This window comes from Streptomyces sp. NPDC001348, assembly GCF_053597535.1.
On the sequence record NZ_JBSFIK010000048.1, the window covers coordinates 31,074 to 57,434 of the forward strand.

Here is a 26,361-nt window from a genome sequence, read left to right on the forward strand (position 1 = left end):
TTCCCGGACTTCCGCGAGAATCCGGGCCCATGACTTCCAGAATCCGTCACATCACGGTCCACTGCGCCGACGCCTACGCGCTCGCCACCTTCTGGTCCCAGGTGCTCGAACTGCCCCTGCACGAGGACGACCACCCGGGTGACGAGGAGGCATTGATCGAGGGCGCGGGGATGCTCTTCGTCACCGTGCCTGACGCCGAGAACGTCAAGAGCCGGGTCCACCTCGACGTCCAGCCGCAGGACCGCACCCGTGACGCGGAGGTCGAACGGCTGCTCGCCCTCGGCGCCAAGCTGGTCGACGACCACCGCAAGCCGGACGGCAGCGGCTGGGCGGTCCTGGTCGATCCCGAGGGGAACGAGTTCTGCGTGGAGCGCAGCGCGGGGGAGCGCGCGCAGTAGGCCCCGTCGGCGCGCACACTTCGGCGGGAACCGAAGAGATGTGTGCCTAGCGTTCGGGGCATGACCGACACCGCACCCGACACGACACCCGACGCGACACCCGACACCCCCGCGCGGTCCGTCACCGCCATGGTCGACCACGTGCTCGCGCTGGCCGCCACCTGGACCGCGTGGGACGGCACGCTCGCCCACATCGACGACCGCGTCTACACCCCGCACAAGGCGATCCGCCGGGTGGCCGACCACCTGGTCGACCACCTGGCCGAACTGGAGTCCCGGCTGGCGGGCGCCGAGCCGCAGCCCGACCACTGGCACGCCTCCGCCGTCACCACCGCGGCCGACCTCGCGCCCTTCACGGCCGAGGACCTCGACGAGGCCCGCAGCCGCCTCACCCGCCTCGCCAGGATCTGGGCGCACCGCCTGGACGCACTGACCGTCGAGCAGCTCGACGCCTCGCCCGGAGAGGGCTGGAGCTTCCGCGAACTCGCCCGCCACCTCTCCGGGTCCACGTACTACGCCGACGCCGTGGGCGACCTGTCGTGACGGCGTTCGCCGCACTCCACCGCCCGGGCGAACCCCTGCTTGTGCCGAACGCCTGGGACCACGCCTCGGCGGTGGCCCTCGCGGCCCGGGGCTTCCCCGCGATCGGCACCACCAGCCTCGGTGTCGCGGCGGCGGCGGGACTGCCCGACGGCGCCGCCGCGACCCGAGAGGAGACCCTGCGGCTCGCCCTGGCCCTCGGCGCCGAGCCGTTCCTGCTGTCCGTGGACGCCGAGGGCGGTTTCAGCGACGACCCCGACGAGGTGGGGGAACTGGCACGCGAGCTGTGGGCCGTGGGCGCCGTCGGCATCAACCTCGAGGACGGCGACGGTCCGTCCGACCGGCACGCGGCGAAGATCGCGGCCGTGAAGTCGGCCGCCCCCGGTCTCTTCGTGAACGCGCGCACGGACACGTACTGGCTGGGCGAGGGGGAAGGGACACTGCCCCGCCTGGACGCCTACCGGCAAGCCGGTGCCGACGGGGTGTTCGTCCCCGGACTGACCGACCCGCGGGCGATCACCGAGCTGGTCCGGCACCTCGACGTCCCCCTCAACATCCTCTACTCCCCGGCCGGGCCCACCGTCGCCCACCTCGCCGACCTGGGAGTGAGCCGCGTCAGCCTCGGTTCCCTGCTCTACCGCCGGGCACTGGGCGCCGCGCTGGACGCGATGGCCGACATCCGCGGCGGCCGGGCACCGAACGGCACGGCACCCTCGTACGAAGACGTACAGGCGCTGGGGCGCCGGCCGCGCTGACCGCGCCCTCAGCAGGACGGGACGAGCGTCCCGGTGACCCGGTCGGCGAACGCCACGGGATGGGTGAGTGCGCCGAGGTGCCCGCCGGGGAACTCGGTGAAGGTCCCGCGGGTGCGCTCGGCCACCGACGCGGCGGTGTCGTACAGGACCTGGCCCCGGGATCCGGCCCCGGCGGCCACGGTGAGGCGGCCGGGGGAGGCGGTGAAGGCCGGCGCGTACGCGGAGAACGGCTCCAGTACGTGGGCGAGGAACACGGCCATGGGCCCCTCGGCCGACGCCTGTCCCGCCCGCATCCCCTCGACCAGCCGGGTACGCTGCTCCGTCCCGTCCGGCAGCAGTGTCACGCACGGCGGTTCGTGCGCGACCACGTGCCGCAGCCGCCCGGGGTGCCGGGCGAGCAGGTCGAGGACCGCGATCCCGCCCGAGCTCATCCCGAGGACGTACGCGGACTCGTTCGCCGCGAGCACCTCCTCCAGCACGGCGTGCGCCCCCTCGCTCCAGTCCGCCACGCGCTGGTCCGCGACCGGCCGGCCGAGCCGCCCGTGGGCCAGACCGAGCGGGTCGTACGTCACCACCGTGAACCGCTCGGCCAGCCGCTCGGTGACCGGACCGAGTCCCATCGGATGCCCGGCCCCGCCGGGGACGACCAGCAGGACGGGGCCGTTGCCGGCGACGTCGTAGTGCGGCTCAGTCATGGCGGTCCTTCTCCCGGGGCCAGTGCGCGAGGGCGATGTGCAGGGCGTCGACAGCCCGCTCCCAGGAGGCCTGCACGTCACGGGAGGCGCCGAAGCCGCCGGTGGACTCCAGGACGCAGTAGCCGTGGAAGGTGCTGCGCAACAGGCGTACGGCGTCGGTGAGGTCCGGCTCGTCGAGACCGTAGGCGCGGAGCATGCCGTAGGTGACCTCGGCGGTGCGGCGCAGGGCCGGGGTGCCGGCGATGAGCTCCTGGTCGATGCGGATCTGGGTGGCCGCGTACCGGCCGGGCCGCTCGAGGGCGTACTCCCGGTACGCCCCCGCGAAGGCGACCAGCGCGTCCTTCCCGGCCCGGCCGGCCACGGCCGCCGCGATCCGCTCGACCATCTCGGCGCCCGCGTACAGCGCGAGCCGGGTCCGCAGGTCCTGCAGGTTCTTCACGTGCGAGTACAGGCTCGCGTCCTTCACCCCGAAGCGGCGGGCCAGCGCGGACAGGGTGACGTTCTCGAAGCCGACCTCGTCGGCGAGTTCGGCCGCCGCCGCGACAAGACGGTCGACGGTGACTCCGGCCCGGACCATGGGCCACCACCTCCTTGGATGCCTAGGTTAGATCCTAGGGTATCTAGGTTTGGTGGCCGCCCCTCCCTGCGGGCCTCAGCCGATCGGTGCGTACAGCACGCCCAGCTTGTCGACCTCATCCCCCGCGCGGCCCGTGAAGCCCACGATCTGCCAGCCGGACGGGGCCGTGAAGGTGGTGGTGTCCGTGGTCGCCGTACCGGCCGACAGCGTGCGGCCCTTGTCGGTCGTGAAGGCGGCGGAGAAGAGCCGGGTACGGCCGTCCTTCTGGCCCTCCGTCAGCTTCACGGACGTGAGGTGCTCCCCGGAGGAGAGGGTCAGCGAGGTCGCCGTGCCGCCCGTACCGCCGTGGGAGAGGACCGTACCGCCGTCGTGCGTCAGTGACACGGCGTCGAGACGGGCGTCGCCGCGCAGGGTGAGTGTACGCGGGGAGGGCACGGCGGGCAGGTCGTCGGCGTCGTTGAAGGCCGTGCCGTGCGGGCCGCCGAAGAAGTCGCTCGCCCGCAGCCGGGAGTCGAGGGTGTAGGAGAAGCCGACGGTGTGCGGGAAGTGGTCGGAGAGGTTGCCGCCCGAGGAGTCCAGGAAGGACGCCCATTCGTCGTTGTAGCGGGTGGCGGAGAGGGAGACGAGGGCGCTGCCGCGGTACAGGACCTTGTCGACCACCTCGCAGTCGTTCGACGGCGCCGAGGTCGGGCACATCAGCGGGTCGGCGCCCTGCGCCGGTGCCGTACCGCCCTTGACCAGTTTCACCCACGCGTCCGTGAGCCCGTTGTCGTTCACCAGCGTGCGGATGTTGTCGCCGGCGCGGGTGTAGCGGGTGTTGGTGTCACCCATGACGATGACGGCGTTGCCCGCGGAGTTGGCCTGGATGAAGGCGGACAGCTGCGCGATGTTGGCCCGGCGGGCGGCGAGGGCGTCGTCGGTGTCGTCCGCGTTGGGGTGGGCGTTGTAGAGGTCGACGTAGACGCCCTCGGCCAGCCGCACCCGGGCCAGTGTGAAGCCCTTCGGGGTCAGGCAGTTGGTGCCCGTGCAGTCGTTCCACTTGACGCGCTGGAAGTCGTCGAGGGGGTAGCGGGACAGGGTGTTGAGGCCGTCGCCGAAGGCCGCGCCGCCACTGGTCGCGGTGCGGTAGGGGTGGTTGTCGCCCGCGTACAGGGCCGCGTGGTAGTTGAAGTCCTCCTGGACGTTCACGATGTCGTAGGGCGCCAGCCGGGGCGAGATCAGGGGCGTGTTGGTCGCCGGGTGGCTGGAGCTGAGGCCTTCGGGGAGGCCGGCCACGTTGTAGGTCAGCACGTTGAAGGTGCCGGAGGCGGCAGCGGTGTCCGCGTGCGCAGTGCCCGCCGACGCGGTGAGTCCGGCCAGGGCGAGCGCGCCCGCCGCGAAGGTGCCTAGGAGTTGTCCCATGGGTCGCATGAGGCCCATGTTCATGTCAACGGCGCGGTTTTTGAAGGCTGGTTGAGAAAACTGTTCAACATTTGTGCGTGACGTCCCGGTGCCGCCGCCGGGCAGTCCGCCGTCACGGCCGCGAGGGCCGCCCAGGCGGCGCCGCGTTCCTCGGGGTCGTACACCGTCGGTGCGGGGGAGCCGCCGGGCGCCGACACGACGTAGCAGAGCGGAAGGTGCGACAACTCTCCCCACTCCTCCAGCCGGTGGCCCCGGGCCAGGACCCGGCCGCAGCGGGCGCAGCCGATCCACGGCACCAGGAACAGGTCCGGCGCCGGAGGGCTCTCCAGGACGGACCCGGCGGGGAAAGGCTGCCCGCCGTCGTCCGGGAACACCCGCAGCCGGGCGGCGTCCGCCGCCGGTCCGCACCGGGCGATGTCCGGCCCGAGCCGGTCCCACACTCCCCACCGCCCGGCCATCACCGCCAGCTCGGCCCGCGCCGACTCGTCCACGGCCAGGCCCTGTTCGCGGATCTTCCCGACCAGTACCGTGAGCCCGCCCTCCTGCTCACCGATGTCCCAGCAGCCCTGCACCAGGTCCACATCCACCGGATCGGGCAGCAGGGCGGCCAGTCCGCTCCACAGGGCGGCCTCGTCGGCGTACGGCGGCGGCAAGCGCGTCATCCGTTCACCCCCGTGTAGTGGCCGAGGCTCCACCGCCACAGCAGCCGGGACAGCAGGTAGGCGACGGCGCCCAGCAGCGGTGACGCGGCGGCCAGCCAGTACGGGGCCCCGGTCTGGTGGCCGTGGCCCGTGAGCACCGCCGCCGGGAAGTAGGCGACGAACGCGAGCGGCAGTCCGTACGTCAGGAAGCCGCCCACCGCCCGCGGCAGGACGTTCAGCGGGTAGCTGCCGAAGGTGCCGAGCAGTTCCTCCAGCCAGAAGCCCCAGTAACCGGCCGCCGGGAAGCGCAGCGAGGCGGCGGCGACCACCGTGAACAGGGCCGCCTCCATGAGCATGCCGCCGAGGACGGCCGCGATCAGGTAGGTGGTCCGGCCGGCCGTCCAGTCCAGATGGCTGCGGCCGAGGGCGCCCACCATCAGGCCCGCGGCGACCGTCAGGTCGCCGATGGCGTTCGTCGGGAAGAACTGCAGCTGGATCTGGCGGTGGACCGGCATCGGCCGCAGCAGGTACCCGTCGATCTTCCCCTCCTGGATGTGCCGGCCGAGCCCGTGCACCCGGCCCAGGAACAGCACGAACAGGCCGTGCGCCAGCATGCGGGTGGCGGGGATGAGCAGGACGTCGGAGCTGTCCCAGCCGCCCATGCCGGTGAACCGGGACAGCAGCACCGTGGCGAAGACGATCACCGACACCTGCCAGATCGCGCCGATCGCGATCATCATCAGGAACTCGGTGCGGTACTCCAGCTGGGCGCGGAAGTTGAGACGCGTGACGCGCCAGGCGATCCGGACGGCGTTCACCGGCATCAGCCTCCCTGCGAGACGACACGGCGGGCCGCCCGCCGCCACAGGAACCGGGTCAGGAACCGCAGGGCCACCACCCAGCCGGCCTGGACGGCGAGCTGGGCGCCCGCGTCCGCCAGCGGGATGCGGCCCACGTACAGCGACAGCGGCACGCTCAGCGTGGCCTGGAACGGCAGGAAACCGCTCAGCACCACGAACCAGTGCGGGAAGAACCACAGCGGCGCGTACACGCCGGACAGCAGGTTCTGCGCGAAGAGCAGGATGAGGATGGCGGCTTCGTTGCGCAGCGTCCAGAAGCACAACTGGTCGATGAGCAGCATGATGTAGTGCAGCACCCACTGCCCGAGCAGCAGGCTCAGCGCGAACACCCCCGCCACGGCGGCCGACGGGGGAGGCTGGACCACGCCCACGGCGAGACACACCAGGTATCCGGCAAAGGCCCAGACGAAGCCGTACAGTTGCTCGCCCAGCGCACGCAGCGCGTAGTAGCGCTGGGGCGACAGCGGACGCATGTACCAGTACACGATCGTGCCGTAGTGCAGGTGCTGGACCACCGTGTCCCGGGCCGAGTACTGGTCCAGCTCACGCAGCCGGGAGGCGAGTACGGCCAGCACGGCGTAGGTGACCGCCTGGTCGCGGGTGAGCCCGGCCGTCGTACCGGTGTGCGCGTACAGGCCCCGCCACAGGGACGCCACCAGCACCACCTGGACGGTGAGCCTGAGTAGTGCGGCGGTGACGCGGGGCGGGGTGTACAGCTCGCCGAGCGGGGTGACGCGCGCGGCGCGCCAGGCGACGGGGACGGCCATGTCACACCGCCTCGGCGTGCGCGTAGGCGGCCCGCATGACGTCCTCCAGGTCGGCCTCGTCCAGGGCGATGTCCGCCACCTCGTACCGCTCGACGACCAGCTTCAGCGCCTGGTGGACCGTCGGCGCGGCGGAGCCGTCGGGGCCCTCGGGGCCGAACACCACCTGCGGGCCCTCGCGCCGCACCACCGCGACACCGGGCAGCGGCACGATCTCGGCGTGCGGATCGGCGAGCGTCACCCGCACCTGCCACGTCGAACCGAACTTCCTGCGGATCTCGTCCAGTGTGCCGTCCAGCACCAGCCGCCCGTGGTTGACCAGCACGACGCGTTCGGCGAGCCGTTCCACCTCGGTCATGTCGTGCGTGGTCAGCAGCACGGTACGGCCGCGCTCGGCGACCTGGTACCGGAGGAACTCGCGGACCTGTTCCTTGACCACCACGTCCATGCCGATGGTGGGCTCGTCGAGGAAGACGACCGGTGGGTCGTGCAGCAGGGCGGCGGCCAGATCGCAGCGCACCCGCTGGCCCAGGGAGAGGTGCCGTACCCGGGTGTCCCAGAACGAGGACAGGTCCAGCAGCTCGTCGAACTCCGCGAGCCGTGCTGCGTGTTCCTTCTTGGGTACTTCGTAGATGTCCCGCAGGATCGCGAACGACTCCCGCACCGGCAGGTCCCACCACAGCTGGGTGCGCTGCCCGAACACCGCCCCGATGTTGCGGGCGTTGCGTTCGCGTTCCTCGTACGGCACCACGCCCGCGACGCGGGCCTCGCCGGCGGTGGGGGTGAGGATGCCGGTCAGCATCTTGATGGTGGTGGACTTGCCCGCGCCGTTCGGGCCGAGCAGGGCGAGGAGCTCTCCCGGGGCGACGTCGAAGGAGATGTCGGAGACGGCGTGCTTGGCGACCCGCTCGGGGTTGACCAGGGACCTGAGCGCACCCGTGAAGCCGGGGCGGCGGACGGTGGTGTGGAAGGTGCGGGAGAGCCCCCGGACCTCTATGTTACCGGTCACATTCATGGCCAGACGGGTCTCCTTCGGCAGCGGGGAGCGGTGGGGGACGGAACAAGCCCACACCCGCGTACGTCACATGCGCCACTGGTTTTACGGGCGCGTGGTCGTACGCGGGCGTGGGGCGATGGCCCGGAGGGTCCTGCCGGTGTCTCAGGAACCCGTCGGTGCGTCGGCCTTCGAGAAGACGAACGAGAACTCGGCGGGCTCGGCGATCAGGTGGTACTGCGGCAGCGGGCCGGGGCCGCAGGAGGCGGTGCCAATACCGTGCTGGCCGTGGTCGAGGTGGACCCAGACCGTCTCGCCCGGGGTGAGGTCGGTGCGGTGGGCGGCGGCGTCCAGTTGCTCGGTGGTCCAGCGCCGGGCGCTGAACCAGAACTCCGGGTCGCCCTCGACGCGCAGCCCGCCGAGCTCCGCCCAGCGGACGTCGGCGCGGGCGCCGTTCTCCTGCGGACGGACGTACGGAGTCTGCATACCGTCCACCGTCGACTGCCAGCGGCCGACCATCGACGCCGCCCGGGTGTCCGGATACGCCTCGCCGGGACCGCCGCCGAACCAGCTCACCGCGTCGGTGCCGGCGCCGGACAGCCCGAAGCGGATGCCGAGCCGGGGCAGCGGCAGCTGGGTCCAGTCGCCCTCGGGCGTCACGGATACGGTCAGCTGTAGACGATCTCCGTCCGACGTCCACCGGTACACCGTCGACAGCCCGACCTCCCAGGCGGCCGGCGCCACCCGCGTCCGCACGGTGAGGGCGTCCTCGCCGGCCTCCACCCCGTCGAGGCGGTGCCGCATGCGGTGCAGGCCGAACTTGCGCCACAGCTCGGCGTGGCGGACGTCGGTCTGCCAGGCCGCGCCGTCGTCGTTGTCGGTGGTCGCCCGCCACACGTCGAGACGCAGCCCGGTGACCTCGACGGAGCCGATCGTCCGGAGCGCCCCGGTGCGGGCGTCGAAGGAGGCCGGGCCCAGGGTGATCAGCCCCTCCCCGGTCACGGGCCCGGCGGTCGCCGCGACGGACGGCACGTGCCGTGCGGAGACGGCGAACTGCCCCCACCCGACCACATGGCCCTTCGGCCCCCACGCCGTGTCGGCGGCGAGCAGCGCCCGTACCGTCCACTGCGTCTCACCGGCCCCCGCCGCGGGCGGCTGAGGCAGCTTCACGTCGGCCGACTCGCCGGCGGCGAGCACCGGCACGGACAGCGGGCCGGACTCGACCGTCTCGCCGTCCACCTGGTACGACCACTCGAACGCCAGCGCGGACAGGTCGGCGAAGTCGTGCCTGTTGGTGATCCGCACGATCCCGTCGGCGAGGTCGCCCTCGATGCGGACCGGCTCGATCACCTTCTTGAACTCGGCCAGACCGGGGGAGGGCCGCCGGTCGGGGAAGAGCAGCCCGTCACAGACGAAGTTGCCGTCGTGCAGCTCCTCGCCGAAGTCACCGCCGTACGCGAAGCCGTATCGCTCGTCCTTGATGCCGTGGTCGATCCACTCCCAGATGAAGCCGCCCTGGAGCCGGTCGTACGACTCGAAGATCCGCTGGTAGTCGGCGATGCCACCGGGGCCGTTGCCCATGGCGTGCCCGTACTCGCAGAGGATGAAGGGCAGTTGACGGCGCTTGTGCGTACCGCCGTCCAGCTCCTTGCCGATCGCCTCGACCTCGGTGTGGCTCGCGTACATGCGTGAGTACATGTCCGTGTCACGGCAGTCGATGTCGCCCTCGTAGTGCACCAGCCGCGAGGAGTCCCGGCCGTGGATCCACTCGGCCATGGCGGTCAGGCCACGGCCGGTGCCCGCCTCGTTGCCGAGGGACCAGACCACGACGGACGGATGGTTCTTGTCGCGCTCCACCATGCGGGCGGCGCGGTCCAGCAGGGCCGGGGTCCAGCGGTCGTCGTCGACGGGGTTGTCCCGCCAGGCCTGCTCCGTGAAGCCGTGGGTCTCCAGGTCGCACTCGTCGATCACCCACAGCCCGTACTCGTCGCACAGGTCGAGGAAGGCCGGGTGCGGCGGGTAGTGGGAGGTGCGGACGGCGTTGACGTTGTGCCGCTTCATCAGCAGCACGTCCTCGCGCATGGTCTCCAGGTCCAGCGCGCGGCCCTTCTCGGGGTGCCACTCGTGACGGTTGACGCCCTTGAACAGGACGGCTTTTCCGTTGACCTTGATGAGGCCGTCCTCGAGGGCGACCGTGCGGAAGCCGATGCGCAGGGGCACCCGCTCGCCCCCGGTCGCCAGCACGCCGTCGTACAGCTTCGGCGTCTCCGCGGTCCACGCATCGACCGGCACCGTCACGGACTCGCCGGTCGCGACATCGATGTCCAGGGCGGGCACGGTCACCCGCCCGTCGACGTCGGAGTCGACGCGCAGGGTGCCCTCGCCCGTGACGTGGTCGTAGGAGGCGTGCACGAAGAAGTCGAGGACGGCACCGGCCGGGCGGTGCAGCAGCGTCACGTCACGGAAGATGCCCGGCAGCCACCACTGGTCCTGGTCCTCCAGGTAGGAGCCCGCCGACCACTGGTGGACGCGGACGGCCAGCACGTTGCCGGCGGGCTTCAGCAGATGGCCGACCGCGAACTCGTGCGGCAGCCGCGAGCCCTTGAACTCGCCGATGTCCGTGCCGTTCAGCCAGACTCGGGCGCAGGACTCGACACCGTCGAAACGGAGCACCGCCCCGCCGTTCTCGAGGTCCCAGCCCTCGGGGAGGTCGAAGAACCGCAGGTGGTCGCCGGTCGGGTTCTCGGTCGGGACCCGGGGCGGGTCGACCGGGAAGGGGTAGAGGTGGTTGGTGTAGATGGGTGAGCCGTGCCCCTGGAGGACCCAGTGACCGGGGACCGACACCTCCGCCCAGTCACCGGCGTCGTACCCCTGTGCCGCGAAGGAGTCGTCCTCGGCGTCGACCGTCGCGGACAGTCTGAAACGCCAGTTGCCGTTCAGCGACAGGGAATCGGCGTCCGAGGACGCGTACCAGGCCCGCGGCGGCAGGCTTCCGCTGCCCGGCGAGACGTCCTCGACATAGTCGGTGGCGGTACGGAAAGACATCGGTCTCCTAGCTCAGCCCTTGATACCGGTCTGTGCGATCCCCTGGACCAGCCAGCGCTGGAGGAAGAGGAAGACGAACACCAGGGGGAGGATGGAAATGGCGGTGGCCATGAAGATCAGATGGAAGTTGACGGTCTGGTTGGTCATGAAGGAGGACAGTGCGATCTGGACGGTCCAGGAGCTCGGGTCCTGACCGATGACCAGTGGCCACAGGAAGGAGTTCCAGGCGCTGATGAAGGTGATCGTGGCGATCGCTGCGAAGAAGTTCAGCGAGTTGGGTACGACGATTCGCCAGTACGCGCCCCAGTAGCCGAGCCCGTCCACGCGTGCCGCCTCCTCCAGCTCCTTCGGGAACCCCAGGAAGTACTGCCGGAACAGGAAGCAGGTGAAACCGCTGAACAGGCCGGGGATGATCAGACCGCGGTAGGTGTCCACCCAGCCGAGGGACGAGACCAGCACGAAGCTTGGTACGAAGGTGACGGCCGTGGGGACCATCAGGGTCGCCAGGACCGCGTAGAAGACCTTGTCGGCGTGCCGGTACGGGATGCGGGCCAGGCCGTAGCCGGCCAGCGAGCAGACCAGGAGGGTGCCGAACGTGGTCAGGACGGCGACCACCAGTGAGTTGATCATGGAGCGGCCGAAGTCGACCGTGGGGTCGTCGAACAGCTCGGAGATGTTGCCCCACTGGAAGGAGGGCAACAGCTTCCAGTTCTCGCCCGTGATCTCCAGGTCCGTGGAGAGGGCGTTGCGGACGATCAGATAGAAGGGGATGAGGAAGAGCAGGGCGGCGACGCCGACGGCGATGTACAGCCCCGTGTTGCCGAAGGCGCCCCGGCCCTTCTTGCGCTGCTTGCCGATCTGGGGTGCGGTGGTGGTCACTTGGACTCATCCCCCCTTCCGAAGCCCATGAACTTGCCCTGGATCAGGGTGACGAGGCAGATGAGCAGCGACAGGATGACCGCGCCCGCGCTGCCGGCGCCGTAGTCCTGGCTGGTGCCGAGGGCCGATTTGTAGAGCACCATGAGCGGTGTCTGGGCCCAGGTCGCCTTCTGCCCGATGATGTTGAAGAACTCGTCGAACGCCTGGTAGGCGGCGATGAGCAGCAGCAGGATCACCGCGGTCGAGGTGGCGCGCAACTGGGGCAGCGTGATGTGCCGGAAGGTCTGCCAGCCCTTCTTCGCACCGTCGATGGCTGCGGCCTCGTACAGCTCCTGCGGGATGTTCTGCAGCGCCGCCAGGAAGAGGATCATGTAGAAACCGGACTGGATCCACAGCCGCAGGGTCACGATGACCAGCCAGTACCAGGGCGGGGTGGGGTTGGACATCCATGCGATGGTGTCCGCGCCGAACCAGCCGATGACCGTGTTCGCGAGTCCGAAGCGGACGCCGCTGAAGATGGACATCTTCCAGATCAGGGCCGCGGCCACGTAGGAGACGGCGGTCGGCAGGAAGAACACCGAGCGGAAGAACGCCCGCATGAACCGCAGCCGGTTGACCAGCAGCGCGAGGCCCAACGACAGCGCCCAGGTGGTCGGCACGATGAACGCGGCGAACACGGTGAACGTCAGCAGCGAGTCGGGGAATCCGCTGTTGGTCAGGATCTGCTTGTAGTTGTCGAAGCCGATGAAATGGCTCGGCGTGACGGTGTACCGGGCGTCGAAGAAGCTGAGCCAGACGCTCCAGACGATCGGCACGAAGACGAAGATCACCAGGCCGATGAGGAACGGCCCGGTGAAGAGCCAGAAGTTGACGGTCGGGTTGCCCCTCAGGCCCCGCCGCGGCCGGGCCTGGGAGGCCTTGGCCGGGGCGGGCTGGGCGACCCCGCGTGTGGTGGTGGTCGACATGGCGTGGTTGTCCCGGCGGCCTATCCGAACAGCTTCTTGAGCTCGACGTTGACCTTCTTGTCGCAGGTGTCGAGCGCCTTCTCCGGGTCGCCGTTCTTACGGACGGAGGACGCGATCACGTCGGCGAACGCGGTCTGCATGGTCTGGTCGTAGGCGATGTTGTCGAAGTGGCCGTAGTCGGTGAAGAGCTTAACGCCCTCGGCGGGCAGGCCCGACTTGAGCTTGGTGGCCTTCTGGGCGATCGAGGTGCGCGGCGGGATGTGGAAGCCGTACGAGGTGGCCCAGTCCTCCTGGTACTGCTTCTGGTCGATCCACAGCCACTTCACGTACTCCTTGGCCGCGTCGACGTTCTTGCCCTTGGCGTTGACGAAGATCGACCAGCCGCCGTTGTAGACGGACGGCTTGCCGGCGCTGCCGATCTTCGGGAACGGGAAGATGCCGAGGTCGTCGCCGAGCGCCTTCTGCATGGCCGGCATGGACCACATGCCGCCCCACTGGATGGCGCACAGGCCCTGGTTGAGCGAGGACGGGTCCCAGAAGTCCGTCGGGGCGTCGAGGAGCACGTTGCCGCTGGTGAACAGCGTACGAAGCTTCTTCAGGCCCTCGATCACGCCGTCCGTGTGGTAGGCGATCTCGTTCTTCTCGTTGATGGTGTCGGCGCCGGCGGACCAGATGATGGGGTTCTGGATCGCGCTGAAGTCGTTGCCGAGGAAGATACCCTTGACCTTGTTGGTGGTGAGCTTCGCGGCCGCCTCGATCAGCTCGTCCAGCGTGGTCGGGACGTCGACCTTCGCCTTCTCCAGCATGGACTTGCGGTAGTAGAAGAACTGCGGGTCGTCGATCATCCGTATCCCGTAGACCTTCCCGTCGACCGTGTGGGACTTGATGTCGTTCGGGTTGAAGTCGTCCTTGACCGGATCGATGATGTCGCTCAGGTCGGCAACCTGGCCGCTCTTGACGAGCTGCAGCTGCGGGTGGAACTCGAAGACGTCGGGTGCCTTCTTGGTGAGCAGGGCCGCGAAGAGCGCGGACTCGAAGTTGTTGCCCGTGATCCAGTTGGTGTTCACGTTGGCCTTCTTGTAGGCCGCCGCGTACCGCTTGAGGGCCTGCTCCGTACCGGCCTCGCCGTAGGCGTGGAAGTACTGGGTGAGCTGTGTGCCCGAACCGGACCCGCCACCGCGCCCGTTGTTGCTCCCGCAGGCGGCCAGCGTGCCGGCGGCGGCCATGCCCGCGGCGGCCCGGAAGATCGATCGACGGGACCAGTTGTTGCTGCTCATTGCCGACATGCTGACGTCCTTGTCTTTGTCGCGTGGTGCTGCGGCTCTTTGCTTCAGCGCCGGATGGCTGGAATTGCTGTAGCTGCGGTGCCGGACGTTAACCTTCGGCTAAGGCTTCGGCAAGGGGTTGGACGAAGTCTGCTCGAAGCGTTGTGTGCGGTTCGGAATCACGAACAAGACGAAAAGCCCAAGGGGTTGAGGACCGCCGGACCAGGGGTCTGGCCGGCGGCCCTCGGTCATGGGAGAGGGGCGGGGACTACTGCCTGGTCCACACCTCGTTGCTGCCACCGTTGCAGCTGTAGAGGATCACCTTGCCGCCGTCGGCGGTCGACTGCCCGCTGACGTCCAGGCACTTGCCGGACGCCTCGCTGACGAGCTGCCCGTTGGCGTTGAGCAGCCATTTCTGGTCCGCGTCACCGGTGTAGGCGGCCGCTGTCGCCGGACCGGAGGCCCCGGCCGTGAGATACCCGTTCGGGCCCTTCAGGGCGCCCTTGGCGTCGTACGACCACGACTGCCCGGGCTGGCCGTCGCAGGTGCTGATCGTGGCCCCGGAGCCGTCCGCCGTCAGACACTTGCCCGACTGCTTGCCCTGCCAGGCGCCGGTCACGTCGGAGCTGCCGTGCCCCTTCTGGTCGAAGACGTACGTCGTCACGGACCGTGCGGCGAGCGTGGTGGACGCCGTGCCGCCCTGGACGGCCGGCTTGGCGACGTCCGCCCAGTTCTCGGTGGCCGACGTGCGGACGGCCTCCCTGGCCCGAACCGGCGTCCTGCTGTTGAAGTGCAGACTCAGCGGCGTGTCCGTGGTGTTGTGGTTGTTGACCACCACCACCCACTTGCCGTCCCGGTCGTACGAGGACACCTCGACCCCGGCCGGCGCCCCGGTCACGTTGTGTGCCACCGATCCCGGTGTCACGAACCTGCTGTACTGGCCGAGCGCGTAGTACCGCTTGGTGAAGTACAGGCTCTGGTTGCCGTTCGTCGCGTAGTCGGGGTCGTAGTAGATCAGGCCGTCGTTCCAGCCCTCGTCGTTCCTGGTGTTCGGGTCGCTGCCGTACCCGCTGGCGAGCGCCACCCACCACTGGAACGCCGAGTCGTGGGAGCTCGCGAAGTCCTTGTAGATGATCCGGGACATCAGCAGGGCGTTGTCGATGGTCGGGTCGTACTCCTGGTTCCAGCCCGTCGAGCCCTTGCCGAAGCAGCAGATCTCGGTGGCCCAGGACTTCCTGCCGACCGTCTTCGCCGTCTCGTAGACATTGCCGAGCTGGCCGTCGTCCGGGTTGTTGTACGTGTGGTGCGCGAGCGCGGACACGTACTGCGCGGTGCCCGGCTGCGATATCCACTGCGGCAGTTCGGAGGTGAACTGCGTCGTCTTGCTGGACTCGTCCGCGATGATGCCGGTCTTCTGGTGCCGTGCCCTCTGCTCGGCACCCAGCGCGCGCACGATGTCGTCACGCTGGTCGACCGGTACCGGCATGCCCTCCTGGCCGCAGTCCGCGAAGCTGTTGTCCGGCTCGTTGAAGGGGCTGATGTAGTCCAGCCGGACGCCCGTGCGGGCGAAGTGGTCGGTGACGTCGGCTACGTACTTGGCGAAGTCCGGCTCGTTCTCCGCCTTCAACTGGCCGCCGCAGCTCTGCCCGTTGGTCGTCCACCGGGCGGGCGCGCTGTTGACGAACCCGATCAGGTCCTTGACGCCGTACTTCGCGGCGTACCGCAGGAACGTCCGGCCGCCCTTGTCCCTGCTCCAGTCGTAGCTGCCGTCGGGCCTCAGGAAGTCCTCGGCGGCCCGGGCCGGCGTGGTGACGGCGACGCCGCCACCGCCGATGTTGTAGCGGTACGAACTCAGGGCCAGGCCCTTGGCGGAGAACAGCAGCTTCGCGACCCGGGCCTGGACCTTGGGCGAGAAGTGCTGCAGGTCGTTGACCCACCAGGCGCCGGAGACACCGATGTCGTCGATGGTCTGGGCGGCGTGGGGGGAGACCTCGGCCGCCGTGGGGGTGGCGGCCGAGGCGGCGGGAGCGGACACCAGGGGTCCGGTGACGGCGAGTGCGGCTGCGGCCGTCAGGAGGAGCGGTCTCCTCGCGCGGGCGGGTTTGGTGCGGGGGTGAGGCACGTGCATCCCTTCCGTCGTCATGAAGGTGGGGCGGTACGGCTCCTTGCGGGGGTGGTGCGCTTTGCGTTGGTCCTCTGCCCGACGGACTGCAGGGCGCCCTCCAGCGCGAACGTCGCCGCGCCCAGGCACACCGGATCGGTGGGGATCGGGGAGAGGACGATCTCGGTGGCGGCCAGCGGCCGCCTGAGCGCGTGCCGGGCGACGGCCTCGCGCACTTCGTCGAGCAGCGGCTCACCGAGCCGGGCGGCGACCCAGCTGCTGAGCACGACCACTTCGGGGTTGAGCAGGTTGACCAGGTCGGCGATGCCGGCACCGAGATAGCGGGCGGTGTCCCTGACGACCTTGACGGCCACCGGGTCGTGCGCGGCGACCCCCCGGGCCAGGGCGTCGACGGTGGCCGTCTGGTCCTCGGGGTGCAGCAGCGTGCTCTGCGGGCTGAGCTCGCGCAGGTTCTGCATGATGCCGGGCGCGCCCACGTACGTCTCCACACAGCCGTGGTTGCCGCAGTGGCACAGCCGCCCGTCCAGCACGAGCGTGGTGTGGCCCCATTCGCCGGCGCTGTTGCTGACGCCCCGGTGCAGTCCGCCGCCGAGTGCGAGACCGGCGCCGACTCCGGTGCCGAGGTTCACCACCACGGCGTCCCCGCGCCCGCGCGCGGCCCCGAACCACAGCTCGGCCACCGCGCAGGCGCGCAGCGGATTGTCCAGGTGGAGGGGGTAGGCGATGTGCTCGGCGAGCAGGTCGAGCAGCGGTACGTCGTGCCAGTCCCAGTTGGGCGCGTACTCGGCGATGCCGGTGTCCCGGTCCACCTGCCCCGGCACGCTCACCCCGACCCCGAGCACGCGGGCCGCCTCCACCCCGGCCTGCGCGACCACCGAGCCGACCGCGGCGGCGACATGGCCGACCACCTGCTCCGGGCGGCTCTCGCCGGGGCGCATGTCCTCCTCGGCGCGGGCCAGCACGTTCAGCGCGAGGTCGAACAGCTCCACATGGACGTACGTCTCGGCGATGTCCACGCCGATCAACGCGCCCCCCGACGCGTTGACGGCCACGAGTCCCCGGGGACGGCCCCCCGCCGAGTCCTCGAACCCGACCTCGGTGATCATCCTGAGGTCGAGCAGCTCGCCGACGAGGGTGGCTACCGTGGCCAGGCTCAGTCCGGTGGCGGCCGCCAGCTCCTGGCGGGAGGTGGGAGACTCGGCGATGATCTGGCGCAACACCTCGTAGCGGTTCGCGGTGCGGATGTCCCGAGATGTGCGCTTCACGAAGGCTGCCCCTCCCATCGCTGCCAGGCCGTGCCGGGCGGCATCGGCACCGGCGCGGCGCAAGGCTATGGGTTGCCGAGGACTTTCGACAAGGGGTTAGGAAAGGGGCTTTATAAAGTCACCCCTCGCCGGTCAGGCACCCAGGGCGTCCCGGACGAAGGCGTTGGTGAACTTGCCGCTCGGGTCGAGGGACTTCGCGAGCGCCAGGAAGTCGCCGAGACGTGTGTACCGTCGACGGAGATCGTCCGCGGACATGGCATACACCTTCCCCCAGTGCGGCCGCGGATCGAAGCCGGCCAGCACCTCCTCCACCCGCCGCACCACCGGCAGCACCGCCGCCGCGTCCTCGATCCAGGTGAAGTGCACGGCCACCGAGTCCCGCCCGTGCGCCGGGCTCAGCCACTGCCGGTCGGCGGCGACCGTCCGCACCTCACAGGTCTGCAGTACGGGCGCCACGGTCTCCCGGATCCCGTCGATCGCATACAGCACATCGAGTGCGGCCGACCGCGGCAGCAGATACTCCGACTGCAGCTCCGCCCCGCTGCTCGGCGTGAACTCCGCGCGGAAGTGCGGCAGCCGCTCGTGCCACGGCCCCGGCACCCCGAACTGTTCGGTGCAGTTCACCGCCGGCATCCCCGGTACCGGATGCAGCGCCTCGGTGGCCGGCGCGGCCCACGGGAAGTCCACCGGCGCCTGGTCGGTACGCCGCTTCACCCAGACCTGCCGGAAGCCCGCCGCCCGCGCGTCGGTGAACAGGCTCACGCTGTACGCGGACCCCGCCACCGCCGCGAAGTCCAGGCCCTCCAGGGGCAGCTCGGTGAAGACCCGCTGCTCGACCTCGTAGGCGGGTTCCAGGTCCAGGGTCAGCGCGGTGACCACGCCCAGCGCCCCGAGGGAGGTCACCGCCCCGTCGAAGCCGTCCTCGCCGCGCGCGAACCGCACCGTGGAGCCGTCCGCGACGACCAGTTCCACCTCCCGTACCGCCGAGGCCAGCGGCCCGTTCGCGACGCCGGAGCCATGGGTGCCGGTCGCCACCGAACCGGCCACCGAGATGTGCGGCAGGGACGCCATGTTGGGCAGGGCGAGGCCGTGCGCGTGGACGGCGCGGGCCAGCTCCGCGTACCGGACGCCGCCCGCGACCCGTACCGTACGGGCCGCGGTGTCCACGTCGATCACCGGCGGCAGGCCGGCGATCGACAGCAGGATCCCGTCGGCGCCCGGGTCGACGATCATGTTGAAGGAGTGCCCGCTGCCCAGCACCCGCGCCTTCGCGCTGCCCGCGACCAGGGCCGCGAGCTCGGCCTCCGAGTGCGGACGGTGGAACACCTTGGCCGTGTAGGTGATGTTGCGCGCCCAGTTGGTGACCGACTGAGTCATCCCTGCCCCTCCCGGTGAGTGCGTTTCCATTGACCCTCTCATTCGCCGCCGCCTACCGTAGAGACCGGTTGCTATCCATGCGTCACCGAGCCGGAAGGCCACTTCCTTGCCCGAGCGCCCACAGGCACTGTTCGCCATGACGGACCAGAACGTGCCGCACATCTTCCCGCCGGAGGTGCTCGCGCGGCTGCGCGAGTGCGTAGAAATCGATCCCACTCTGGTGGCGCAGGATTTCACCGATCCGAGGATCCGGGAGACGCTGGCCCGCACCGAGGTGCTCATCACCGGCTGGGGCTGCCCCCGGCTGGACGCGGCCGCCTTGGACGCGGCTCCGGGGCTCCGCGCGGTGCTGCACGCGGCCGGCTCGGTCAAGGGCTTCACCACCCCGGAGGTCTGGCAGCGGGGCATCGCGGTCTCCTCGGCCGCCGCCGCCAACGCGCTGCCCGTCGCCGAGTACACCCTCGCCATGATCCTCCTCGCCGGGAAGGACGTCTTCGGCTACCGGGACCAGCTCCGCACCCGCCGCGAGTTCCCCTACGGCGACATCCTCCCCGGCATCGGCAACTACGGCCGCCGTGTCGGCGTCGTGGGCGCCTCGCGCATCGGCCGCCGGCTGATCGAGCTGCTGCGCCCCCACGACCTCAGGGTGAGCCTCTGCGACCCCTACGTCGACGAGGCGGAGGCCGCGCGGCTCGGCGTCCCCCTCGTTCCGCTGCACGAGCTGCTGCACACCTCGGACATCGTCACCGTGCACGCCCCGCAGACCCCGGAGACCCGGCATCTCCTCGGCGCCCGCGAGCTCGCCCTGATGCCCACCGGTTCGGTTCTGATCAACACCGCCCGGGGTGCGCTCGTCGACCACGACGCCCTGGTAACGGAGCTGCGCGCCGGACGGCTGAGCGCCGTCCTCGACGTCACCGACCCCGAGCCGCTGCCCGCCGACTCACCGCTGTTCGACCTGCCCAACGCCTTCGTCACGCCCCATCTCGCCGGTTCACAGGGCAACGAGGTGGCCCGCCTCGGACAGACGGTCGTGGACGAGGCCGCACGGCTGGTCAACGGCGACGAGCTGGTCCACGCGATCGACCACACCGTGCTGGAGCGGACGGCGTGACGACGGCGAAGCGGACACAGACGGCGGCCGGGGACGCCTCGACCGTGCGGGACGTCGCCGCGCGCGCCGGGGTCTCCGCGTCGACCGTCTCCCGCGTCCTCGGCGGCACCTACCCGGTGGCCGAGGCCACCCGCGCCCGGGTCCTCAAGGCCATGCGCGAACTGGACTACGTGGTCAACGCGCACGCCCGTGCCCTGGGCGGCGCCACCAACAAGACGGTCGCGTTCGTCGTCGACGACGTCACCGGCCCCTTCTACGCCCACATCGCCCGCGGGGTCGAGGAGCAGGCCTCCGAGGAGGGCCGCCTGTGCATGCTGTGCACCACGCACGGCGACCCGCGCCGTATCCTCGCCGTCGTCGAGACCATGCGCGAGCAGCGGGCCGACGCGGTGATCGTGGTCGGCGGAGCCTGGGAGGACAAGGCGTACCAGGACCGCATGACCCACTTCGCGCACGCCCTGGACCGGGTGGGCTCGCGGCTGGTCCTGGTCGGCCGGCCGCCGCTCGGGCCGGGCGTGCCCGCCACGGTCGTGGACTACGACAACGAGGGCGGCGCCTTCGCCCTGACCACCCATCTGCTGTCGGCCGGTCACCGGCGCATCGCCTACCTCGGCCGGGTCCCCGGCCTGTCCACCAGCGGCCAGCGCATCCGCGGCTTCACCCGTGCCCACGAACTCCTCGGTCTGGCCCCGGATCCCGCACTGATCGTCGACGGCGCCTTCTCCCGTTCGTACGGCTACCGGGCGACCCGGGAACTCCTCACCTCCGGCAGCGGCTTCACCGCGGTCTTCGCCGCCACCGACATGATCGCCACCGGGGTGATCCAGGCCCTCCGCGAGGCGGGCCGCCGCATCCCCGAGGACATCGCGGTCGCCGGGTACGACGACATCCCGGTCGCCCGCGACGTGTACCCCGCCCTCACCACCGTCCACGTCCCCCAGGAGGAGCTGGGCCGCGCCGCGGTCCGCCTGGCCCTGCACCGCGACGAGCTGCCCGACGGTCAGCACCTGGTGCTGGGCACGCACGTGGTGCTGCGGGACTCGACCCGCCGGCGGTGACCCCGCCCGTCCGCCCCGCCCGCCGGTCCGCCCTCGCCCGGCCCGCCCCCGGCCCTCCGTCGTGGGACACATCGCGCGCCACGAGGGACCCGCCCGGGCCGCCGCACAGGCAGGGGCATACCGTGAGGAGTCGAACGCGTGAGTCGGGAGGAGATACGGATGCGCAGCCGCACCGCGCTGGTCGAGGATCTGATGGAGCGGTTCCCGCACGTGCCGCGGGAAGCCGTCTTCAAGGAGGACCTGCTCCGGGGCGGGGTCGCCTTCGACGCCTCCGCGCTGTCGGACAACGAGAGCGGGGAGGTCAAGCCGAAGTCGTACTTCATCTTCTCCTTCGACCACGGCACCCTGCCCGAGCTCGGCGAGGCCGCGCTCAGGCGGCCCCCCGAGGAGATCATCCTCACCGGAGGCCCGTACGACCTGCGCCGCACCGTCGTCTCCGTACGCGTCAACCCGGCCTCCCCCTACCGGGTCGCCGCCGACGACGAGGGGATGCTCGGGCTGTACCTGGACGGCCGGCGGATCGCGGACGTCGGCGTGCCCCCGATGCCGGAGTACTACCGGCACACCCTGTCCAACGGGAAGTCCGTGATGGAGGTCGCGCCGACCATCCAGTGGGGCTATCTGATCTACCTCACCGTCTTCCGGGTCTGCCAGTACTTCGGCGCCAAGGAGGAGTGCCAGTACTGCGACATCAACCACAACTGGCGCCAGCACAAGGCGGCCGGTCGACCGTACACGGGAGTCAAGGACGTCGAGGAGGTCCTCGAGGCCCTGGAGATCATCGACCGCTACGACACGCAGAAGGCGTCCACCGCGTACACCCTCACCGGCGGCGCCATCACCAAGACGGTCGCCGGGCGCGACGAGGCCGACTTCTACGGCCACTACGCCAAGGCCATCGAGGAGCGCTTCCCGGGCCGCTGGATCGGCAAGGTGGTGGCCCAGGCGCTGCCGCGCGACGACGTGCAGCGGTTCAAGGACTACGGCGTGCAGATCTACCACCCGAACTACGAGGTCTGGGACCGCCGTCTGTTCGAGCTGTACTGCCCGGGCAAGGAGCGCTACGTCGGCCGCGACGAGTGGCACAAGCGGATCCTGGACTCCGCGGAGGTCTTCGGCGCGCGCAACGTCATCCCCAACTTCGTCGCGGGCGTGGAGATGGCCGAGCCCTTCGGCTTCACCACCGTCGACGAGGCGATCGCGTCGACGACCGAGGGCCTGCGCTTCTTCATGTCGCACGGCATCACGCCCCGCTTCACCACCTGGTGCCCGGAGCCCACCACCCCGCTCGGCAAGGCCAACCCGCAGGGCGCCCCGCTGGAATACCACATCCGGCTGCTGCAGGCCTACCGGCAGACGATGGACGACTTCGGCCTGTCCTCCCCGCCCGGCTACGGCCCGCCCGGCCCCGGCCGCGCCGTGTTCTCCGTCAGCTCCTTCATGGACAGCCTTCCGGCGCAGGAACCGGTGGACGTCTGACTCTTCCGGGTCGGACGGTGAGTCGAAACGCAGTCGCGTCCGTACAAGAGGCCGGAGATGTGGGTCACGGCGGACTCGGCGGCGTTCCGGTGACCGGACCGCGATCCACGACCCCGCGCCCGCACAGGCCGTCGGTGTCCGTATCATCGGCTGACACGCGGGGGCGGAGATCGTGGAGCGTGCCGGCGACCGGTCACCGCGGCTGACGGGCCGGAGGACGGCCGGTGACGGAACGTAGGGGAAAAACCTGTCGCGAAGTCACCTGCAACCGGATTTGAATATGCCGCTTGTCAGTTGTGTCGAGGACGTGAAAAGCTCGGGCCCTGCCGTGAGGTTCCCCCAACTCCGTTAAAAACATGGTGAGTTGACCTCGCTCGTGGATGCAGGAGACCCATGCCCGACCTGCCGAAGCCTCAGGACCCCGCCGAGGCCGCGCTGTTCTCCGAGTACTGGGACGCGGTGCTCTCCTACGCCGATCTGTGCACTTCCGGGGCCACCTCGGCCAACCAGCTGGCCACCGATGCCTTCACGCTCGGCATACAGGAGGCCCGGGCCGCCGAGACCGCGGCCGGGCGGGGCGCCGGTCGCAGGACGGCCCGGCTGCCCATGATCCCCCTGCTGCTCACCGCCGTACGCACCACGGCGGCGGCCTGGGAGGCCGGCGGCCTCGGCCACCGGCTCGACCCCGACCTCAGGCTGTGGCTCAACTCCGACAAGGCGGCCCGGTACACCGGACCGCCCCTGATGCGTCCGGTCGCCCTGCGCGGTCTGAAGGACATGCAAGAGGCGGACGCGTCGCTGCTGTGGCTTGCCGAGGTGGAGGCGATGCCGCTGCCCGACGTCGCCCGCCGCCTGGAACTCGACCCTGCCGCCGCGGCCCGCGAACTGGACCAGGTCCGCGGCCTGTTCCGGGACCGCTGCCACCGCGCCCACGTCGACTCGCCGATGGACGCGCAGTGCCGCAGCTACGCGCGTCTCCTCGACGCGGTCACCCGTTCACCCGCCGCCGAGACGCCGGGCGACCTCTCCCGGCACCTCGCCACCTGCGTCCAGTGCGCGGAGGCCGCCGCCTGCCTGCGGCTGCACGGCGGCGGCGCGCCCGCGGCCCTGGCCGGCGGGGTGATCGGCTGGGGCGGCCTCGCCTATCTGGAGCGCAGGCGTCGCGCGGCGGAGGTGCGCCAGGGCGCGGACCGCCCCAAGAAGCAGGACCGGGCGGCCAGGGAGCCCGCCGACGGCACCGAGCGCAGCCGGGTGATGCGCCACGGCCTGCTCGGCGCCGCGGTGCTGCTGTCGCTGCTGGCGCTCGGCGTGTCGATGATGCCGTTCGGCTCCTCCGACGACACGAGCGCGGCCGGCCACGACGACCGTCAGCCGGTCGCCGACCCCGGCCCCTCCCTGCCGACCGCCGGCCCGTTGCCCTCGGCCTCCGCATCCCACTCCGCCGCCCCCACCACACGCGGCCCGGCCACGAAATCCGACCCCGCCGACTCCGACCCGGAACCGCAGGGCACCTCCTCCTCCACCGCCCACGCCACTCCCAGCGCGCACCCCTCCGGCGCCGCGCCCGTCTGCCGGGTCCAGTACGACCTCGTCAACCAGTGGCCCGACGGTTTCCAGGCCACCGTCACCATCACCACCAGCGAGGCCCTGTCCGGCTGGCGCGTCGCGTGGTCCTTCCACAACGGCCAGACGGTCGGTCAGATGTGGGATGCGAGCTTCAGCCAGCACGGCTCACGCGTCACCGCCGAGGCCGCCGACTACAACAAGTCCGTCGCCGCGGACGGCAGCCTGTCCTTCGGTTTCCTCGCCTCCTGGCACGGCAAGAACGCGGCACCGTACAACTTCACGCTCAACGGGAGCAGTTGCGCGGACTGACCTGCTGGGGCGGACCCCGCCGGACGGGCCGGGGAACGGGGTCCACCCGGCCGCGGTGACCGCCCCGGACCGTCAGGTCGCGGTGACGACGAGTATGGCCTGGTCATCGACGGTGGGACTGCCCGCGAAAGCGGTGACCGCGGCGGTGACGGACTCGATGAGGTCGGCGGCGGTGGGCCTGCCGGCCCGGACGCCGGCGAGCGCATCGGCCAGACGCTCCTCGCCGAAGAACTCGCCACCGGCCGCGCGTGCCTCGGTGAGGCCGTCGGTGACCAGGACCAGGCTGTCGCCCTGGTGCAGTTCGACGTCGCACGGACGGAAGCCGGTGTCGGGACCGATGCCCAGCAGCCGGCCCGGTTCGGCGAACTCCACGACCGTACCGTCGGCGCGGCGCACGAGCGGCGGGACGTGACCCGCGCGGATCAGCCGTAGCGCGAGGTGGGAGGCGGTGCGCCGCAACTCGCCGTACACCAGTGTGACGAACTGGTCCTCATCGGTGGTCTGGGCCAACGCGTCGTTGATGGCGGCGACCACGGCCACCGGGTCGTCCAGGAGACGAGCGGCGGCGCGTGCGGTGTGGCGGACGATTCCGGTGGTCGCGGCGGCCAGCGCGCCGCGCCCGGACACATCGCCGATCATGAGCGCCCACCGGTCGCCGGGCAGCGGGAAGACGTCGTAGAAGTCGCCGCCGACGTCGAGCCCTTCACCCGCCGGATGGTACGAGGCCGCCAGGGCGGCGCCCGGAATCGCGGGCAGCTCGGGAGGCAACAGGCCCGCCTGCAGATCGCGTGCCAGCCGGACGCGGTCGGTGAACTGGTGGGCGTTGTCGGCGCTCGACGCGGTCCGGCGGGCGAGCTCCTGCGCCAGGGCGATCGTGCGACGGTCCAGGGGCGGGCCGGTGGCCAGGAGAGTCAGCACTCCGAAGGCGCGGCCCCGGGTGGCCAGGGGCACGCACACGTAACCCGTGACGCCGAGCTGGGCGCAGCGGTCCCCGGTGCGCACGGTCTCGGTGGCGCCCGAGGCCAGCACACGGGCGACCGCGGCGTCCACCTCGGCACCCAGTGCGGGGGACGTGAGCAGCTCTTCCCCGCCCCGGGTCGACGTGGCGACGGCGATGCGCTGCGGCTGGGCGCGTTCGACCACATGGACGCAGCACAGCGGCGCCAGAGCCGGGACGGTCAGCCGCGCCATGCGCTGCAGACTGTCGGAATAGTGCGTCTCGCTCGCGATGGCGGTGCTGGCTTCCAGCAGGAAGGCCAGATCCTCCCGGGCTTCCCTCTCGCGCTCCTGGGCGGCCCGGCTCGCCTCCAGCGCGGAGTGGCGTTCGACGGCCAGCGCGGCGATGCGGGCGAACGCCGCGCTGAGCGCCACGTCCTTGTCCGCGGGCACCTTGGGAGTGCGGTGGTACATCGCGAAAGTGCCCAGCAGCCGGCCGTCCGTGCCCTGGATCGGGGTGGACCAGCACGCCGCGACCCCGGCCCGCGACGCCAGTTCGCGGTAGTCCTGCCACAGCGGATCGGTGGCGATGTCGGTGACGATCACCGGTCGGCGCCGGTGGGCGGCCGTGCCGCACGAGCCGGCGCCTTCGGCGATGGGTGTCCCGTCGATCGCCTCGTTGTAGAAGTCGGGCAGGCGCGGGGCGGTGCCGTGCCGCAGCCGCTGTCCGTCCGGGTCGACGAGCAGTACCGAGACGATCAGGTCCGGGGAGAGCGCCTCGATCGCCGTGGCCATGCGGGAGAGGGTCTCGTCCAGCGGGGCGTCGCCCGCGATCTGCTCCAGCAGTACACGTTGCTCGGCGGCCAGCAGGCGCGCGTGGTGGTACGCGGTGGTCTCGACCCCGATCACCACCACCCCGTCCGTGCGGCCCGTCGCGTCCCGGCGGGGCTCGTAGGTGCAGTCGAAGAACCCTTCCCGCCGCCTGCCCGGTCCGCCCAGCAGCAGCCGCCCGTCTCGGGCCCGGTGGACGACACCGCTGCGGTAGACCTCGTCGAGCCGGTCGATGACGCCCTGCGCGGCGAGTTCCGGAGCCACCTCCGCGATCGGCTCGCCGACGCGGTCGCGGTCGCAGCCGACGGTCTCGAAGAACGCCGGGTTCGCCGCCTCCAGCAGGTGTCCGGGGCCACGCAGGGCAGCGAAGATCACCGGGGCCTGGTCGAACAGGTCCGCGTACTCCTCGCTCCCCAGGTGGATGGTGAGGGAGTCGGCCGTGGCGGAAATGCGGGCTTCGGAACGTGAGGACATGACAGGCACCCTCTCCTGTCTCATTCATCCACTTTGACACATATTTCAGTT

22 protein-coding genes are annotated in these 26,361 nt (G+C 70.8%); 7 read left to right on the plus strand and 15 right to left on the minus strand.

Annotated features, from left to right (window positions below; translation table 11 throughout):
* The first annotated feature begins 29 nt into the window (after positions 1-29).
* The 3 genes from ACWC21_RS35205 to ACWC21_RS35215 are packed head-to-tail and all read left to right on the plus strand — an operon-like array spanning position 30 to position 1,693.
* The gene (locus ACWC21_RS35205; RefSeq protein ID WP_450887952.1) at positions 30-398 is read left to right on the plus strand and encodes a VOC family protein; all 369 of its coding nucleotides are present in this window, start codon (positions 30-32) and stop codon (positions 396-398) included.
* Positions 399-458: 60 nt separating this feature from the next.
* A complete protein-coding gene (locus ACWC21_RS35210; protein WP_450887954.1) occupies positions 459-941 on the plus strand; it encodes a hypothetical protein in 483 nt (160 codons plus the stop codon).
* Positions 938-1,693 carry an isocitrate lyase/PEP mutase family protein gene (locus ACWC21_RS35215; RefSeq protein WP_450887956.1) on the plus strand — a complete coding sequence of 252 codons (756 nt, stop codon included), beginning with the start codon at positions 938-940 and terminating at the stop codon, positions 1,691-1,693. Before ACWC21_RS35210 ends, ACWC21_RS35215 begins: the two co-directional genes overlap by 4 nt.
* Positions 1,694-1,701: 8 nt before the next feature.
* Here ACWC21_RS35215 and ACWC21_RS35220 read toward each other — a convergent pair whose 3' ends face one another.
* The 14 genes from ACWC21_RS35220 to ACWC21_RS35285 all read right to left on the minus strand — a co-directional run bounded on the left by ACWC21_RS35220 (position 1,702) and on the right by ACWC21_RS35285 (position 18,543).
* Positions 1,702-2,388 carry an alpha/beta fold hydrolase gene (locus ACWC21_RS35220; protein ID WP_450887958.1) on the minus strand — a complete coding sequence of 229 codons (687 nt, stop codon included), beginning with the start codon at positions 2,386-2,388 and terminating at the stop codon, positions 1,702-1,704.
* The gene (locus ACWC21_RS35225) at positions 2,381-2,965 is read right to left on the minus strand and encodes a TetR/AcrR family transcriptional regulator (RefSeq protein ID WP_450887960.1); all 585 of its coding nucleotides are present in this window, start codon (positions 2,963-2,965) and stop codon (positions 2,381-2,383) included. The genes ACWC21_RS35220 and ACWC21_RS35225 overlap by 8 nt, the downstream gene beginning before the upstream one ends.
* Before the next feature lie 75 nt (positions 2,966-3,040).
* Complete coding sequence (locus tag ACWC21_RS35230; RefSeq protein WP_450887962.1) at positions 3,041-4,366, minus strand: jacalin-like lectin; 1,326 nt, start codon at positions 4,364-4,366, stop codon at positions 3,041-3,043.
* Positions 4,367-4,386: 20 nt separating this feature from the next.
* Positions 4,387-5,028 carry a hypothetical protein gene (locus tag ACWC21_RS35235; protein ID WP_450887964.1) on the minus strand — a complete coding sequence of 214 codons (642 nt, stop codon included), beginning with the start codon at positions 5,026-5,028 and terminating at the stop codon, positions 4,387-4,389.
* On the minus strand, positions 5,025-5,831 hold the full coding sequence (locus ACWC21_RS35240; protein WP_450887966.1) for an ABC transporter permease: 807 nt from the start codon (positions 5,829-5,831) through the stop codon (positions 5,025-5,027). Before ACWC21_RS35240 ends, ACWC21_RS35235 begins: the two co-directional genes overlap by 4 nt.
* Positions 5,831-6,634 (minus strand): ABC transporter permease, encoded by an 804-nt coding sequence (locus ACWC21_RS35245; protein WP_450887968.1) that lies wholly within the window; start codon positions 6,632-6,634, stop codon positions 5,831-5,833. Before ACWC21_RS35245 ends, ACWC21_RS35240 begins: the two co-directional genes overlap by 1 nt.
* 1 nt (position 6,635) lies before the next feature.
* Entirely contained in the window at positions 6,636-7,640 is a 1,005-nt protein-coding gene (locus ACWC21_RS35250; protein ID WP_450888021.1) for an ABC transporter ATP-binding protein, read from the minus strand.
* Positions 7,641-7,790: 150 nt separating this feature from the next.
* Positions 7,791-10,670: a glycoside hydrolase family 2 TIM barrel-domain containing protein gene (locus ACWC21_RS35255; protein ID WP_450887970.1), complete on the minus strand. Its 2,880-nt coding sequence runs from the start codon at positions 10,668-10,670 to the stop codon at positions 7,791-7,793.
* 12 nt (positions 10,671-10,682) lie between these two features.
* A complete protein-coding gene (locus tag ACWC21_RS35260) occupies positions 10,683-11,549 on the minus strand; it encodes a carbohydrate ABC transporter permease (protein WP_450887972.1) in 867 nt (288 codons plus the stop codon).
* A complete protein-coding gene (locus tag ACWC21_RS35265; protein WP_450887974.1) occupies positions 11,546-12,514 on the minus strand; it encodes a carbohydrate ABC transporter permease in 969 nt (322 codons plus the stop codon). The genes ACWC21_RS35260 and ACWC21_RS35265 overlap by 4 nt, the downstream gene beginning before the upstream one ends.
* 20 nt (positions 12,515-12,534) lie before the next feature.
* Entirely contained in the window at positions 12,535-13,800 is a 1,266-nt protein-coding gene (locus tag ACWC21_RS35270) for an ABC transporter substrate-binding protein (RefSeq protein ID WP_450887976.1), read from the minus strand.
* A 247-nt stretch (positions 13,801-14,047) separates the two neighbouring features.
* Entirely contained in the window at positions 14,048-15,907 is a 1,860-nt protein-coding gene (locus ACWC21_RS35275) for a glycoside hydrolase (protein WP_450887978.1), read from the minus strand.
* Positions 15,908-15,918: 11 nt separating this feature from the next.
* A complete protein-coding gene (locus tag ACWC21_RS35280) occupies positions 15,919-17,184 on the minus strand; it encodes an ROK family transcriptional regulator (RefSeq protein WP_450887980.1) in 1,266 nt (421 codons plus the stop codon).
* Positions 17,185-17,298: 114 nt separating this feature from the next.
* Positions 17,299-18,543 carry an FAD-binding protein gene (locus ACWC21_RS35285; protein ID WP_450887982.1) on the minus strand — a complete coding sequence of 415 codons (1,245 nt, stop codon included), beginning with the start codon at positions 18,541-18,543 and terminating at the stop codon, positions 17,299-17,301.
* A 106-nt stretch (positions 18,544-18,649) separates the two neighbouring features.
* Between ACWC21_RS35285 and ACWC21_RS35290 the strand changes: the two genes are divergently transcribed.
* The 4 genes from ACWC21_RS35290 (at position 18,650) to ACWC21_RS35305 (ending at position 24,069) form a co-directional block, all read left to right on the plus strand.
* Positions 18,650-19,657: a hydroxyacid dehydrogenase gene (locus ACWC21_RS35290; protein ID WP_450887984.1), complete on the plus strand. Its 1,008-nt coding sequence runs from the start codon at positions 18,650-18,652 to the stop codon at positions 19,655-19,657.
* A complete protein-coding gene (locus ACWC21_RS35295; RefSeq protein WP_450887985.1) occupies positions 19,654-20,715 on the plus strand; it encodes a LacI family DNA-binding transcriptional regulator in 1,062 nt (353 codons plus the stop codon). The genes ACWC21_RS35290 and ACWC21_RS35295 overlap by 4 nt, the downstream gene beginning before the upstream one ends.
* Positions 20,716-20,874: 159 nt before the next feature.
* Positions 20,875-22,194: a radical SAM protein gene (locus tag ACWC21_RS35300; protein WP_450887986.1), complete on the plus strand. Its 1,320-nt coding sequence runs from the start codon at positions 20,875-20,877 to the stop codon at positions 22,192-22,194.
* Positions 22,195-22,587: 393 nt separating this feature from the next.
* Entirely contained in the window at positions 22,588-24,069 is a 1,482-nt protein-coding gene (locus ACWC21_RS35305; protein ID WP_450887987.1) for a cellulose-binding domain-containing protein, read from the plus strand.
* Positions 24,070-24,141: 72 nt separating this feature from the next.
* Here ACWC21_RS35305 and ACWC21_RS35310 read toward each other — a convergent pair whose 3' ends face one another.
* Positions 24,142-26,310, minus strand: coding sequence for a SpoIIE family protein phosphatase (locus ACWC21_RS35310; protein ID WP_450887989.1), 2,169 nt, complete (start codon positions 26,308-26,310; stop codon positions 24,142-24,144).
* Positions 26,311-26,361: the final 51 nt, after the last annotated feature.

What these genes read in the sequence shown, in the direction of transcription:
- ACWC21_RS35275 (WP_450887978.1), bottom strand. Translation starts at nt 15,907, where the DNA reads ATGCACGTGCCTCACCCCCGCACCAAACCCGCCCGCGCGAGGAGACCG.
- ACWC21_RS35235 (WP_450887964.1), bottom strand. Translation starts at nt 5,028, where the DNA reads ATGACGCGCTTGCCGCCGCCGTACGCCGACGAGGCCGCCCTGTGGAGC.
- ACWC21_RS35230 (WP_450887962.1), bottom strand. Translation starts at nt 4,366, where the DNA reads ATGGGACAACTCCTAGGCACCTTCGCGGCGGGCGCGCTCGCCCTGGCC.
- ACWC21_RS35225 (WP_450887960.1), bottom strand. Translation starts at nt 2,965, where the DNA reads ATGGTCCGGGCCGGAGTCACCGTCGACCGTCTTGTCGCGGCGGCGGCC.
- ACWC21_RS35270 (WP_450887976.1), bottom strand. Translation starts at nt 13,800, where the DNA reads ATGTCGGCAATGAGCAGCAACAACTGGTCCCGTCGATCGATCTTCCGG.
- ACWC21_RS35265 (WP_450887974.1), bottom strand. Translation starts at nt 12,514, where the DNA reads ATGTCGACCACCACCACACGCGGGGTCGCCCAGCCCGCCCCGGCCAAG.
- ACWC21_RS35280 (WP_450887980.1), bottom strand. Translation starts at nt 17,184, where the DNA reads ATGGGAGGGGCAGCCTTCGTGAAGCGCACATCTCGGGACATCCGCACC.
- ACWC21_RS35205 (WP_450887952.1), top strand. Translation starts at nt 30, where the DNA reads ATGACTTCCAGAATCCGTCACATCACGGTCCACTGCGCCGACGCCTAC.
- ACWC21_RS35240 (WP_450887966.1), bottom strand. Translation starts at nt 5,831, where the DNA reads ATGCCGGTGAACGCCGTCCGGATCGCCTGGCGCGTCACGCGTCTCAAC.
- ACWC21_RS35285 (WP_450887982.1), bottom strand. Translation starts at nt 18,543, where the DNA reads ATGACTCAGTCGGTCACCAACTGGGCGCGCAACATCACCTACACGGCC.
- ACWC21_RS35305 (WP_450887987.1), top strand. Translation starts at nt 22,588, where the DNA reads ATGCCCGACCTGCCGAAGCCTCAGGACCCCGCCGAGGCCGCGCTGTTC.
- ACWC21_RS35255 (WP_450887970.1), bottom strand. Translation starts at nt 10,670, where the DNA reads ATGTCTTTCCGTACCGCCACCGACTATGTCGAGGACGTCTCGCCGGGC.
- ACWC21_RS35310 (WP_450887989.1), bottom strand. Translation starts at nt 26,310, where the DNA reads ATGTCCTCACGTTCCGAAGCCCGCATTTCCGCCACGGCCGACTCCCTC.
- ACWC21_RS35300 (WP_450887986.1), top strand. Translation starts at nt 20,875, where the DNA reads ATGCGCAGCCGCACCGCGCTGGTCGAGGATCTGATGGAGCGGTTCCCG.
- ACWC21_RS35245 (WP_450887968.1), bottom strand. Translation starts at nt 6,634, where the DNA reads ATGGCCGTCCCCGTCGCCTGGCGCGCCGCGCGCGTCACCCCGCTCGGC.
- ACWC21_RS35220 (WP_450887958.1), bottom strand. Translation starts at nt 2,388, where the DNA reads ATGACTGAGCCGCACTACGACGTCGCCGGCAACGGCCCCGTCCTGCTG.
- ACWC21_RS35210 (WP_450887954.1), top strand. Translation starts at nt 459, where the DNA reads ATGACCGACACCGCACCCGACACGACACCCGACGCGACACCCGACACC.